The sequence below is a fragment of the Virgibacillus dakarensis genome, from assembly GCF_900155625.1.
Lineage (GTDB): Bacteria > Bacillota > Bacilli > Bacillales > Amphibacillaceae > Lentibacillus_C > Lentibacillus_C populi.
In genome coordinates, this window is record NZ_LT732553.1 from 526343 (window position 1) to 540432 (window position 14090).

Annotated in this window: 10 protein-coding genes; 9 read left to right on the forward strand and 1 reads right to left on the reverse strand. The window is 41.2% G+C overall.

Annotated features, from left to right (window positions below):
- Positions 1-83: 83 nt before the first annotated feature.
- The 5 genes from CZ382_RS02650 (at position 84) to CZ382_RS02665 (ending at position 4652) form a co-directional block, all read left to right on the forward strand.
- Positions 84-815: an MBL fold metallo-hydrolase gene (locus CZ382_RS02650; RefSeq protein ID WP_088049687.1), complete on the forward strand. Its 732-nt coding sequence runs from the start codon at positions 84-86 to the stop codon at positions 813-815.
- A gap of 78 nt (positions 816-893) precedes the next feature.
- The gene (locus tag CZ382_RS02655; protein ID WP_088049688.1) at positions 894-1889 is read left to right on the forward strand and encodes a lipoate--protein ligase; all 996 of its coding nucleotides are present in this window, start codon (positions 894-896) and stop codon (positions 1887-1889) included.
- Positions 1890-2203: 314 nt separating this feature from the next.
- Positions 2204-3739 carry a fatty acid--CoA ligase family protein gene (locus CZ382_RS02660; protein WP_088049689.1) on the forward strand — a complete coding sequence of 512 codons (1536 nt, stop codon included), beginning with the start codon at positions 2204-2206 and terminating at the stop codon, positions 3737-3739.
- Between the two features lie 113 nt (positions 3740-3852).
- The gene (locus tag CZ382_RS23610; protein WP_159457751.1) at positions 3853-4002 is read left to right on the forward strand and encodes a hypothetical protein; all 150 of its coding nucleotides are present in this window, start codon (positions 3853-3855) and stop codon (positions 4000-4002) included.
- Positions 4003-4121: 119 nt separating this feature from the next.
- The gene (locus CZ382_RS02665) at positions 4122-4652 is read left to right on the forward strand and encodes a competence protein ComK (RefSeq protein WP_088049690.1); all 531 of its coding nucleotides are present in this window, start codon (positions 4122-4124) and stop codon (positions 4650-4652) included.
- On the opposite strand, the gene CZ382_RS02670 is transcribed toward CZ382_RS02665, so the two are convergent.
- Positions 4600-4989, reverse strand: coding sequence for a hypothetical protein (locus CZ382_RS02670; protein WP_088049691.1), 390 nt, complete (start codon positions 4987-4989; stop codon positions 4600-4602). The genes CZ382_RS02665 and CZ382_RS02670 overlap by 53 nt on opposite strands.
- Before the next feature lie 211 nt (positions 4990-5200).
- Between CZ382_RS02670 and CZ382_RS02675 the strand changes: the two genes are divergently transcribed.
- The 4 genes from CZ382_RS02675 (at position 5201) to addA (ending at position 14035) form a co-directional block, all read left to right on the forward strand.
- Entirely contained in the window at positions 5201-5857 is a 657-nt protein-coding gene (locus CZ382_RS02675) for a TVP38/TMEM64 family protein (protein ID WP_088049692.1), read from the forward strand.
- Between the two features lie 53 nt (positions 5858-5910).
- Positions 5911-6462, forward strand: coding sequence for a signal peptidase I (lepB, locus tag CZ382_RS02680; protein ID WP_088049693.1), 552 nt, complete (start codon positions 5911-5913; stop codon positions 6460-6462).
- 342 nt (positions 6463-6804) lie between these two features.
- Positions 6805-10296, forward strand: coding sequence for a helicase-exonuclease AddAB subunit AddB (addB, locus tag CZ382_RS02685; RefSeq protein ID WP_088049694.1), 3492 nt, complete (start codon positions 6805-6807; stop codon positions 10294-10296).
- Position 10297: 1 nt separating this feature from the next.
- Complete coding sequence (gene addA / locus CZ382_RS02690; protein WP_088049695.1) at positions 10298-14035, forward strand: helicase-exonuclease AddAB subunit AddA; 3738 nt, start codon at positions 10298-10300, stop codon at positions 14033-14035.
- Positions 14036-14090: the final 55 nt, after the last annotated feature.

A 14090-nucleotide genomic window follows, 5' to 3' on the forward strand; every position in this document is an offset into this window, starting at 1 on the left:
TATCGTAACTGTATTGTATTATAACAGTATGTCGGTTGTCAATAGTGTGTTACAACAAATTTGATAAATTAGGGGAGATTTTTATGAAGTTAACGGTAATTGGTTTCTGGGGCGGCTATCCAGCTGCAAATGGTGCTACGTCCGCCTATTTGGTTGAGAAAGATGATTTTAGATTACTAATCGATGCGGGAAGTGGTGCGCTTGCCAAGTTGCAAAATTATCAACATGTCATGGATCTTAATGCGGTCATTCTATCTCATTACCATCATGATCATGTTGCTGATATTGGCGTTCTGCAGTATGCCTGGCTTGTCCAGTCCTATTTGCGTGAGGTGAAGGAAATTTTACCGATTTACGGTCATACCGAGGATGAGGAAGGTTTTGCTACCCTGACACATGAGTGTACGGAAGGAATTCCCTATGATCCAAGTGGTGAACTGAAGGTTGGTCCGTTCCTGATCAATTTTTTGCAAACAAAACATCCTGTTACCTGTTACGGAATGCGTATTTCGGATGGTGATAGTGTAATCGTCTATACTGCTGATTCGTCTTTTAAAAAGGAATGGAGTGATTTTGCTAACGATGCCGATTTACTGATTACAGATTGCAACTTTTATGCGGATCAGAATGGGGCGGCGGCAGGACACATGACAAGCAAAGAAGGAGCTCGAATAGCAAAGCAGGCAAACGTTACTGAACTAATTCTGAGTCATTTACCGCAATATGGTGATCCAAACAAACTAGTCGAAGAAGCTGCAACAGTTTTCAATGGGAAAATTCGGCTTGCGCAGGAAGGGCTTGTTTGGGAGAAATAAACGGACCAATTCTTTGATTGCCTGTCTGCCTTCGATTACAATAGATAAGGGACTAATATACTAGAGAGGGGCTTTCAGATGAAATTTATCGATAACAAAGGAATCACGGATCCGATGATTAACTTGGCACTTGAAGAATATGTATTGGAAAATTTCGGTGAAAACGATACATATTTACTATTTTATATTAACAAACCATCGATTATTATTGGTCGAAATCAAAATTCAGTTGAGGAAATAAATACGAATTATGTTGAGGAAAACGGAATAAAAGTAGTTCGCCGGCTTTCCGGTGGTGGAGCTGTTTATCATGATGAAGGGAATTTAAATTTCAGCTTTATTACGAAAGATGACGGAAACAGTTTTCAGAACTTTGCTAAATTCACTAAGCCAATCGTTGAGGCGCTGAACAAATTGGGGGTACCTGCTGAACTAAAAGGCAGAAACGATTTGGCTGCTGCTGGACGGAAAATATCCGGGAATGCCATGTTTTCAACAAAAGGACGTCTGTTCAGCCATGGCACATTGATGCTCGACTCGGAAATTGAAAATGTTGTTGCGGCGTTAAATGTTAAACAGGAGAAAATTGAGTCAAAAGGAATTAAATCGATTCGCAGCCGTGTTGCCAACATCTCTGAATTTCTTGACAAAAAAATTACGATGGACGAGTTTAAAACGCTTATTTTGCGTTATATTTTTGATGTAGACGATGTAAAAGATATCCCTAGATATGAACTAACGGATGAAGACTGGGAGAACGTCCATAAAATTTCCAAAGAACGCTACCAAAAATGGGAATGGAATTATGGTAAGTCACCATCGTTTAATGTGCAGGCATCCCACAAATTTGATGCGGGTCTTGTCGATGTACGTTTGAATGTTAAAAAGGGGATTATAGAAAACTGCAAAATTTATGGCGATTTCTTTGGTGTTGGGGCGGTCGCCGATTTGGAGGAAAAATTAATCGGTGTTCGCCATGAACGAAAAGCAATTGAGGAAGCACTTGCCAACGTTGATGTACCACACTATTTGGGGAAAATTCCTAAAGAAGGGTTTATTGACTTATTGTATTGATGCGCGTGTGAACTTTCTGTATTTTAAGGCTGCTCTAGTAGTAGGGCAGCCTAATTTTTTTATCTTACAATCTGTGAATAGTTTACTGTAATGAATATAAATACTCTGAACATATACCCGGGAGCTGGAACATCAACGCGAGAGCAGAACCATCAACCTGAGAGCAGAAATATCGACCAATATTGTTTGTTCGAAGTCATCCGCTATCTACTGTGAACGCTTACATTTGAAATTGGCTATCTGTATTTTATAATTAATATGAATTCTACTTCATGATGAATGATTGTTCATTCATTACTCGAGGGGGCTTGAAAATGAATTTAAGTAGTCAATTATCGATTACTGCTAAAAATCATCCAAACAAAACAGCGTTTGTATTTCAGGACAACCATACAAGCTACCAGGAATTGGAGGGAGCTGTAACAAAGTTTGCATCGGCTTTGCACCAGCTGGGCTATCGAAAAGGGGATCATATAGCGTTGGTTGCCGGAAACAGTCCATATTTTGTAATTGGACTGTATGGTGCACTCCGTATTGGTGCAGTTGTTATACCAATAAATCCGATGTATACGCCATATGAAATGGAGTATATTTTAAAAAATGGTGATGTAAAGGCAATTCTAACAATGGATGTTTTAGTAGAAAAGTTTGCAGCAATAGCGGAAAAACTTCCTGGGGTCAATCATTACATATCGTGCGGAACCGGTGCAGAACTTAAATTAACAGCTCATCCTTTATCGACAAAATTGAAATCGTTTACAGAAATTCTCCAGGGAGGAAACCTGGAGTTTATTTCTCCAGTACTTGATGAGGAAGACGTTGCGGTTGTTTTATACACATCTGGCACGACTGGAAAACCAAAAGGGGCAATGCTGACACATAAAAATTTATATTCAAATGCAAAGGATGTGGCCGATTATTTGACAATTAATGGGGATGATCGTGTCATTGCAGCATTGCCCATGTTCCATGTATTTTGTTTAACCGTTGCATTGAATGCACCACTTATGAATGGTGGAACTGTTATTATTATGCCGAAATTTTCGCCAAAAGAAGTGTTTCGGATAACGAGGGCACATACCCCGACAATTTTTGCAGGTGTGCCGACGATGTACAATTATTTGTTACAAAGTGCAAATGACAAGGACAACGATTTGCAAGGAATCCGTCTATGCATATCCGGGGGCTCAGCAATGCCGGTTGCACTACTGAAGGAATTTGAAAAGAAATTTGATGTCATTGTTTCAGAAGGGTACGGATTATCGGAAGCTTCCCCTGTTACATGCTTTAATCCGTTAGATCGGCCAAGAAAACCCGGTTCAATTGGGGCAAACATTGTCAACGTTGAAAATAAAGTTGTTGACGAATTTGGCGAAGAAGTGGAAACGGGCGAAGTTGGCGAGTTAATTGTTCGCGGTCCAAATGTTATGAAAGGGTATTATAAAATGCCGGAGGAAACAGCCGCTACCTTAAAGAATGGCTGGTTATACACCGGGGATCTGGCAAGAATGGACGACGAAGGCTATTTTTATATTGTCGATCGTAAAAAAGATCTGATTCTGGTTGGTGGCTATAATGTATATCCACGGGAAGTTGAAGAAGTATTATACGAACATCCGGGTGTTGCAGAAGTGGTGGTTGTTGGGATGCCGGATCCGGATTCAGGTGAAGCGGTCGTAAGCTTTGTTGTTGCAAATGATCCGGCAATTGCGGAAGATGACCTTCGTGAATTTTGCAAGGCTCATTTAGCAAAATATAAAGTACCTGCAAAAATTGAATTTTTGGATGAACTTCCGAAAAATACAACAGGTAAAATATTACGGAAAAACCTGCAGGAGACAATAAAGTGAAACTTCATTCGGTGGGGGTCTCCCCACTGAATAAAATTTCACCTTAATTAACGTCAAAATGTATGATTTATCCATTTGAAAGGGAAACTAATTATAAAAAGGATCTGTTAAAAATGGGAAAAAATAAGACAAAAGACCCAGAACTTGCAACATTTACACTGCTAAATCCGGATTTTTATACAGTAGAGAGCAGGGAAGCGATTGAGGAGAACCTGAGCAAAGACAACGAATTAACGGATAATGAAACGAATGATAGTTTGTGAACAAATTGTGAACTTATACGAAAATTTGATTTTTATAGTATCTTTTTACCTATATTTTTGGTAAATTAGTAAATAAGCCTCTTTCTTTTCATGGAACATGGAAAGGATGGATGAGAAAAATGTTTAATGATTATCTTTTCTACCCAGCATATGAAATTACTCCTTTGACAATGGCCGTATTAGTTCAGCGTGGTAAAACGAAAACAGAAAAAGTATCAACATGTATTTTAGAAGAGCAGGAAGAAATCATTGTTGAACAAACCCCTACGAAAATTATTGATTATGCCTGCAAGTTCTTCGGGTCGAGCCTAAAAGGGAGACAGGAAGGAACTAGGGATATTTGCGGGATCACACATAAGGCACCAATTTCGATTGATCCGGCTAGTGGCATGTATTTCTTTCCCACGACATCACCATCAAGTGAAAAATGTTCATGGATTGCTCACTCTCATATTGACCAGGTGAATAAAGCTGCCAATCAATGTACGGAAGTGTTATTTAAAACCGGCAAGAAAATAGTTCTGGAAGTTTCATTCGGTTCGGTGTTAAATCAAATCCAGCGAACGGCACAATTTCGTTACTTATTGGACAATCGGATCAAATATTTGCAGAAGCAAACGGTTGAAATGGTTGCAGAGCCTTATGCATAAGCTCTTGAATAATTGCTTTTACCTTTTTTCGGATAGCCGGGTTAAAATAATTCCGTTTTTCTTCACGCCCTTGGCAAAGGAAGAGATAAGAAGAAAAAGAATCATTTTGATTTAAGGTAACGACTTTTATATCTTTTTTCTTCATTACTTCCTGTAACTTCCTTCGTTCTTCAGTTGCTTCCGCTGTCATTTTTTCCAGAAGTTCAAGATAAGGCTCTTTAATTTTGAAAGCTCCGGATTGTATTTCCTGAATGTCTTGCTGAATGACGATTAATGCCATGGAAAGAAATAAAAAGCTTGATGCTACATCTATTTCCTCATCACTAAGATAGCGCATAAACAATCCCCTCTCAGGAACGTTTGTTCTATAACTATTATATGATAAAATAAGTAAAAAATACACTAAAAATATAATTTTTGTTCATAATGAAAAGAAAGAGGCAAAAAAGCGGCAATTATTGCTATGCAGATGAAGACAATTACTTTAAAATAAATATAGCAAAACTGTTTAACTTGGCGCTTTACTTGTGTGAGGGGATTTTAACGAAATGTATCTACTAGACATCAGCATAACAAATTGGCGAATGATTATTGAAAATGACTTACTGGACGAGTATATTCAACAGCTTCTAAACAATTATGAAAAATTGGGCCCGCTGCCGGGGATATTGCTGCCGTTTCTGGAAGCCTTTTTACCGTTTTTACCGTTAGTCGTGTTTGTTTTTGCAAATTCTGCTGCATATGGGCTGTTTCAAGGTTTTTTATTGTCCTGGTTAGGATCAAGCCTTGGCGCAATCCTTGTGTTTATTATTGTCCGCAAACTGGGGAAAAAGCGGATTTTTAAAGCTGTACGGAAAAATAAACAGGTACATAAAGTAACAGCGTGGCTTGAACGGCACGGTTTTGGGCCGTTATTTTTACTCATGTGTTTTCCGTTTTCCCCATCATCCGTCATCAATATTGTTGCCGGGCTGTCGAAAATCAGCCTGCAGCAATTTGTCTTGGCAGTTATCATGGGAAAGTCAGTTATGATCTTTACAATGGCATATGTTGGGGCAAGTATTATGTCATTTGCAGAGAATCCTGTCCGAACAATCATTGTAGGCATTTGTATCGCGTTATTTTGGGTGTTAGGAAAATATATTGAAAAAAGGTTGCAAAGAAGAGCGGAGGAAAGAGATGCATCGCAGCATAACGGTGATTAAACAGGACAAAAACAGGGTATGATGTAAAAGAGAATAACCCTGGAGGAAAGACAATGAAAAGATTAAATTACCGTAAAATTATTTCGGTCATTTTCTTTGCCATCGTTTTAGCGATCATCTTCCGGACTGTATTGTTTGCAAGCTATGTTGTTGATGGTGAATCAATGGAACCGACACTAAACGATGGAAATTTGCTAATGGTTAATAAGGTAGTCTATAACTTAAAAGATGTTGATCGTTTTGATGTTATCGTTTTTCATGCAAATAAGCAGAACGATTATGTGAAACGGGTAATTGGTTTGCCTGGAGATGAAATTGTCTATCAAGATGATAAGCTGTATATTAATGGGAAATATGTAGAAGAAAATTTTCTTGAGCCATTTAGAGATGTAAACGAAGCGACACCATTTACGAAAGATTTTGCATTACAGGAAATAACGGGAGCTAGCAAGGTGCCAGAAGGAAAATTATTTGTCATGGGTGATAATCGGGATAATAGCCTTGACAGCAGATCATTCGGTTTTATTTCGGTTGAACAGCTTGTCGGCAAGGTAGATATTAAATATTGGCCACTGTCACAGGCAAGTTTCAGTTTGGGAAAATAAAGGCGGAAGCACACTAGTGGAGCATGGCTGAAATGTATAACCCGTTATTGAATTGCCCGATTCTAGTGTTTGGCATAAAAATATATTAGGATAGTGGATTGGTTAATTCAGCAATGTTTCACTAGCCGCTGCTGGAGCTGGACGTGGCCAAACATGAATACCTAGTTATCCATGGAAGCACACTATGGAGTTCTTTCACAAGTAAGTTACAGTCTAAGCCTGAGAGTATAATAAAGCTTCTTTCTTTGATAAAATAGGAAAGAAGCTTTATTTTTTGATGGAAAATGTCTTTTGGTGAGAATAAGACGATTAAATAGATGCCATGTTAGGGGGATTTTTACAGTGGGGATACGATTTTTACTGGGGAAGGCTGGTACAGGGAAAAGCGGCAGAATACTTGACGAAATCAAACAAAAGCTGGAAGAAGATCCACGAGGTGCACCAATATTTTACATTGTTCCGGATCAAATGACGTTTCAGCAGGAATATGCATTGTTTCGTGATGAAACGATCCATGGCAGTACCCGTGCCAATGTTGTCAGTTTTTCCCGGCTGGCATGGCGGGTTTTACAGGAAACCGGCGGGGGAATAAGGCAGTTTATCAGTTCAACGGGTATGCAAATGATGCTAAGAAAGATTATAGAAGAAAAACAATCGGAATGGAACGTTTTTCAAAAAGCAATGGAAAAGCAAGGATTTCTGGAGCAATTGGAAAAAATAATTACTGAATTTAAACGGTATAGTATTACCCCCGAAATGCTGAAAATGGAAATAGAGCAAATAAATCAGTTTACACATAAAGAACCTGGTGAAGTGGCGTTAACGAATAAGCTTCAGGACTTAACTTACTTATACGAAAAATTATCCATTACGTTGCAAGATAAATATATTGATAGTGAGGATCAATTGCAATTGCTGGCGGAAAAAGCAGGACAAGCCTCACTTCTGGATAATGCGGATATCTATTTCGACGGGTTTCACCGCTTTACACCACAGGAGCTCTTCGTAGTCGAGGCATTAATGAAAAAGGCAAGCCATGTTACGATTGCTCTGACCATTGATGACCCGGAAGATACCGCTGTTTCTGAACTGGATTTGTTTTATCAGACGAAGGAAACCTACCAATTACTCCGGACAATTGCCGGAGAAAATCAGGTTGCTGTTGAGGAAACAATTGTATTGCATCCAGCATATGGCAGATTTAGAGATAATCCTGCTTTTCTCCATTTGGAAGCAAATTTTGATGTGCGACCCGCTCCCGAATTTCCAGGTGATATACCGATTCAAATTGCTGAGGCTGTTCATCCAAGGGCAGAAGTCGAAGGAGCTGCTCAGGAAATTATTCGGCTTGTAAGGGAAGAACATTATCGGTACCAGGACATCGCGATATTTATCAGGCAATCGGAAAATTACCATGACTTGATTGCTACGATATTCGAGGATTACAGTATTCCTGTTTTTATCGATGAAAAACGGACAATGCTGAATCATTCGCTGATTGAGCTGATCCGTTCCGCTTTTGATATTGTTGAGGGGAACTGGCGCTATGATGCTATTTTTCGCGTGCTGAAGACAGGCTTTATTCCTGTTTCGGATAAACGATACCCTTTAACGGACGATGCGATTGATGAACTGGAAAATTATGTATTGGAATACGGGATTCGTTCACGAACACGCTGGACGAGTGATAAAGATTGGATATTCCAGCGGTTTCGCGGGTTTGATCAAACTGCCCAGACAGATGGCGAAAAAGAAATGCAGCAGCGGATTAATGCATACCGCAAACAAGTGGCAAGAGCATTAAAACCGTTTGATGATCAAATCCGTCAAGCGGGTACAGTAAAGGAAATGTGTCAGGTTTTGTTTCAATGGATTGAACAGCTTCATGTCCCGCAGCGCCTTGAACAAATGCGTGATGTGTTTGATGATGCCGGACAGATTGAAAAAGGTCGTGAGCAGGAACAAGTGTGGAATGCGGTCGTTCAGCTGCTTGACGAAATGGTCGAAATCGTCGGGGATGAAACGATGGATCTAGCAACATTTCGTTCAACACTTGATGCCGGGTTTGATTCGCTGAAATTTGCCCATGTTCCGCCAAGCATCGATCATGTTATTGTTGGAACCATTGATCGTTCGCGGATTAGCGGGATGAAATGTGCATTCTTGCTTGGCGTAAATGATGGTGTTTGGCCAATGAAGCCACAAGCTGACGGAATGATTAATGAAAGAGAACGGGAGCTCTTGGCAGACCATGGATTACGGTTGGCTGAAAGCAGTAAGCGGCAATTGCTGGACGACTGGTTTTACATGTATCTTGCGTTTACCGCGGTAAGTGATCAACTATGGATCAGTTATCCACTGAGTGATGAAGATGGGAAAGCGAAAATGCCTTCGCAATTGATTAAACGGGTGGAGGATTTGTTTCCTGCATGCTGTGATCACCTGCTGCTTCAAGATCCGGATGAACTAGTGGAGGCTGACCGGTTTATTACGACACCAGCTAAAACAAGGTCAGCGTTAACAGCCCAGCTTGCCCGTCATCGGAAGGGATACACGGTACAACCGATCTGGTGGCATGTTCTTAATTGGTATATAAAAACAAGTGAAAAGTACGGGACAACCTATACGATTTTACAAAGCTTGTATTACCAGAATAAACCGGTCAACCTATCAAAACAAACAACGGAAAAATTATATCCTAAGCAAGTAAAAGCAAGCGTGTCAAGGATGGAAATGTATTATCGCTGTTCCTATCAGCATTTTGCTAAATACAGTTTAGGACTTGATGAGCGAAAAACATACCAATTGGATGCACCTGATATTGGCCAGCTTTTTCATGAGGCATTGAAAAAAATAACCGAATGGATTCAAGCTGAAGGAAAAGATTTTGCCCAATTAAGCAAAACCGACACTACCGACTATGCACAAAAAGCGGTAACGAAATTGGCACCGATCTTACAGCATCAGATTTTGCACAGTTCGAACCGGTATCACTATATACAGCAAAAACTGGAGGAGGTCATTGCCAGGGCTGCATATGTACTAAGTGAGCAGGCTCGCCAAAGTAATTTTTCGCCAATTGGTCTGGAGCTTGGTTTTGGAGAAAAACAAACACTGAAACCGGTCAGATTACCGCTTGCCAATGGGTTTGAATTAATGCTTCGCGGGCGAATTGACCGGGTTGACAAGGCTATCAATCAGGAAAATTTATTTCTTAGGATTATCGATTATAAATCAAGTGCAAAGGGGTTAAATCTTGTTGAAGTGTATTACGGCCTCACATTGCAGATGCTTGCCTATTTGGATGTTGTTCTGTCACAGTCAGAGCAATGGCTTGGGGTCAAAGCAACGCCAGCGGGAGTACTTTATTTCCATGTCCATAATCCAATGATTTCGGCAAAGCAAAACATGAATGAGCAGGAGATTGACGATGAACTTTTTAAAAAATATAAAATGCAGGGATTGCTTCTTGCCAATGAAGACACGGTAAAAATGATGGATACATCACTCGAATCGGGGACAAGTCAAATTGTGCCAGCAGGGGTAAAGAAAAATGGGGGATTTTACGCAAGCTCTCATGTTGCGGACCAGGAAACATTTCAAATCCTCCAAGGTCATATTCAACAGTTAATGATTAATGCGGGTATTGATATGACGGAAGGTGGCGTCCACTTAAACCCGTACCAGCATAAACAGAAAAACGCCTGTACATTTTGCTCATTTCGCTCCGTCTGTCAATTTGACCCGAGTCTGGACGAGAATAATTTCCGCAAGCTAACCGAAATGAAAGAAGACGACATTATCGAAAAACTGCGGAAAGACGGGGGAGTGTAATATGGTGAATTGGACAAACGAGCAGCATAAGGCTATCTATACAGATGGAAGTGATGTACTGGTTGCGGCAGCTGCTGGATCGGGAAAAACTGCCGTACTTGTAGAACGGATTATTCAGAAGTTAATTAAACAGGACAATCCGGTTGACATCGATACATTGCTAGTCGTTACCTTTACAAATGCAGCCGCACAGGAAATGCGTAATCGGGTTGGGCTGGCATTGGAACGGGCACTTGTCGAAAACCCAGCATCAAACCATTTAAAAAAACAATTGTCCCTGTTGCAGCGAGCTTCGATTTCAACATTACATTCCTTTTGCCTGGATGTGGTGAAGCAATATGCGTATTTGCTTGATATTGATCCAGGCTTCCGGATTGCCAATGATATGGAGGCGGATTTAATCAAACAGGAAGTTATTGCTGATCTGTTTGAGGAATGGTATGGCAAGGAAGGTGATGAACAAGGTCACTTTTTTGCTGTTGTCGATCGTTTTTCCAGCGACCGCAGTGATATAGATGTGGAGAATCTCGTACTTGACCTGTATACATTTGCGATGCAAAATCCTTGGCCGGAGCGCTGGCTTGATCGTTTGGCGGAAACTTACGACGTGAAAGACGGATGGACAGAAGCTGAATTGCCGTGGCTTTCGATCATGAAGCGGGAAGTGGCCAGCCAACTTGCTGCAATGAAAGAAGAAACGAGCCTCGCTCTTGGGCTGACGAGAGAAAACGATGGTCCATACCATTATGCTGAAGCAATTGCTTCCGATTTAGCTAACCTGGAAGAAGCATTAGCACAGCTTGAATCATGGAACAATCTGCAAGCTTACATGCAACAAAGCACCTTTGCCAATCTGTCCAGGAAAAAAGTCGATTGTGACGAAACGAAGAAAAATAAGGTCAAGATGCTCAGAGACAGCTACAAAAAACGCTGGAATGATATGAAACTAAACTGGTTTACCCGTGATCTTTCGGGTCATATTGCCGATATGCGGGAGCTTGCCCCTGTCATTAAACAGCTGACGGAGCTTGTCAAACAATTTAAAGTACGATTTACCGAGCAAAAACGGGAAAAAGCGATTGTCGATTTTTCCGATCTTGAACACTATTGTCTCGAACTGTTAAGCGATACTTCATCGGGGATTGATTATCCTGTGCCGTCAACTGTAGCCAATCATTTTAAAAAGCAGTTTACCGAAGTATTGGTGGACGAGTATCAGGATACAAATCTGGTGCAGGAGACAATTTTGTCGTTGATCAGTGATCAGGACGGTCCAGGGAATATGTTTATGGTTGGTGATGTGAAACAAAGCATCTATCGTTTCCGACATGCTGAGCCGTCCTTGTTTATTGACAAATACAAACGTTTCGCCCAACCGGAAACGAACGGATTACGGATTGACTTGGCAAGTAATTTCCGCAGTCGTGAACAGGTGTTAATTGGTGCGAATTATATTTTTCGACAAATTTTGGATGAGAATTTAGGAGAGATTAATTATGACCAGGATGCCGAGTTAATTTATGCAAACGGCATGTATGATTCGCTTGCGTTTCCCGAATCCGAACCAGAGCTATTAATTATTGACCGCGAAGCGCCGGAAGAAAATGAAACACAGGACGATGAAACGGAAAATTATCAGGACTTGGAAAAAGCGCAGCTTGAAGCACGAGCATATGCCGAAAAGATTAAAGGCTGGATTGGGCAAAAGGACAACCCGCCACTAAAGGTTGTCGATAAAGCAACCCAGACACAACGGGGTATCCAATATCGTGATGTCGTAATTTTATTACGATCGATGACATGGGCGCCAACGATTGTTGATGAACTGAAAAAACAAGGTATCCCGGTTTATGCCGAGCTCTCCACTGGCTATTTTGAAGCAATTGAAGTGAAGATTATGCTGAGCTTTCTGAAGGTCGTTGATAATCCAAGACAGGATATTCCACTTGCATCTGTCTTACGTTCTCCGATTGTTGGACTGAACGAGGAAGAGTTAGCCAAGATTCGCCTGGCAGACAGGAGGCATACGTACTATGATGCATTGAAAAAGTTTAATCGCCAGGAAACAGGAGAGACTGCTGTAAAAATAAACAACTTTTTAGAGCAGCTTGAACGGTTTCGTGTCGCCTCAAGGCAGGGGGCATTATCGGAGCTGATCTGGCAAATTTACCGGGAAACTGGCTATTATGATTTTGTCGGCGGTATGCCAGGTGGACGGCAGCGCCAGGCAAACCTGCGAGCGCTTTATGACCGTGCCCGTGGCTATGAGACTACATCGTTCCGGGGATTATTCCGTTTTTTGCGTTTTATTGAGCGGATGGAAGAGCGTGGAGAAGACCTAGGTGCAGCAAGGGCGCTTAGTGAGCAGGAAGATGTTGTCCGGATCATGACAATTCATAAAAGCAAGGGACTGGAATTCCCGGTTGTTATTTTAGGTGCAATGGATAAACAATTTAATATGCAGGATCTCAAACAACGCTATTTATTGCACAAGGATCTTGGTTTTGCCAGTAAATATATTGATCCGGTAAAACGGATTACATATCCGACCCTGCTTTTCCATGCTTTCCAAAAAGAGAAATTGCGAGAGCTTTTGGCAGAAGAAATGCGGGTTTTGTATGTTGCTCTGACACGCGCGAAAGAAAAATTGGTAATGGTGGCCAATGTCGCTTCCTTTGAGAAGAAACAAGCAAAATGGCAAAAGATGATCGATCACGGTGAATGGGTTTTACCAGCACACTATCGTATGGAAGCAAAAACATATTTGGATTGGGTTGGTCCTGCGCTGCTTCGTCACCAGAGAAATGCTGCACTACGAACAGAGGAATTAAGTGATGCTGTTTTGGATGAAATTAAGGTTGATCCATCGGCATGGAACGTTTCCATTGTCCATGGCAGTGAATATGCCAATTTGGACGAGGTAAAGGTGGAGGCGGACGCCAAATTGAAGGAAAATATAATCGAGTGGCAGCCGTTACCATTAGCGGATGATGGGTTAACCGATGCTGTTAACCGACGTTTGTCATTCCAATACCCGTTCCAGCAGGCCCAAACGGCCCGGGCTAAACAAACTGTTACCGAAATAAAACGGCAGCGGGAAATAAAAGACGAATACAGCGATGAACAGCTTGTCCAAACGTTTCAAGCGCCAATTGTTAAACGGCCTAAATTCCTGCAGCAGGAACAAACCATCTCAGCGGCCGAACGTGGAACAGTAATGCATACGGTGATGCAGCATATTCCTTTGGAGAAAGCATTAGCTGCTGAAGAGGTTGAGGAATTTGCAGAAATCCTCGTGGAGAAAGAAATACTGACAAACGATGAAACGGCAGTCATTGACTTTAGTGCCATAGCTCAGTTTTTCACCACCGAAATTGGCAAGTACATGCTTTCCACCCCCAAACTATACCGGGAAGTACCGTTTAGTCTGTCTTTGCCGGCTAGTCAGGTTTATCCGGCTTGGTCAAGTGAAACGGACGAACACGTTTTGGTTCAAGGTGTGATCGACTGTATTATTCCTAAGGATGATGGCTGGATTATTTTGGATTATAAGACAGATGCCATTGATGGAGAAGTAACAGAACAGGTTACCAGCAAACTTAAGAAGAGATACATGACGCAAATGAACCTGTACCGACAAGCAATTGAAACAATTTGGCACCAGCCGGTAAAAGAGACATACCTCTATTTCTTTGCTAAACAGCTGGTGGTTAAAGTACCGGATGCCACTGGCGAATAAGCACCGTGATTATGGGATGTGAGCAAGCAATGAAATTAGGTGTGTGACATTCCCC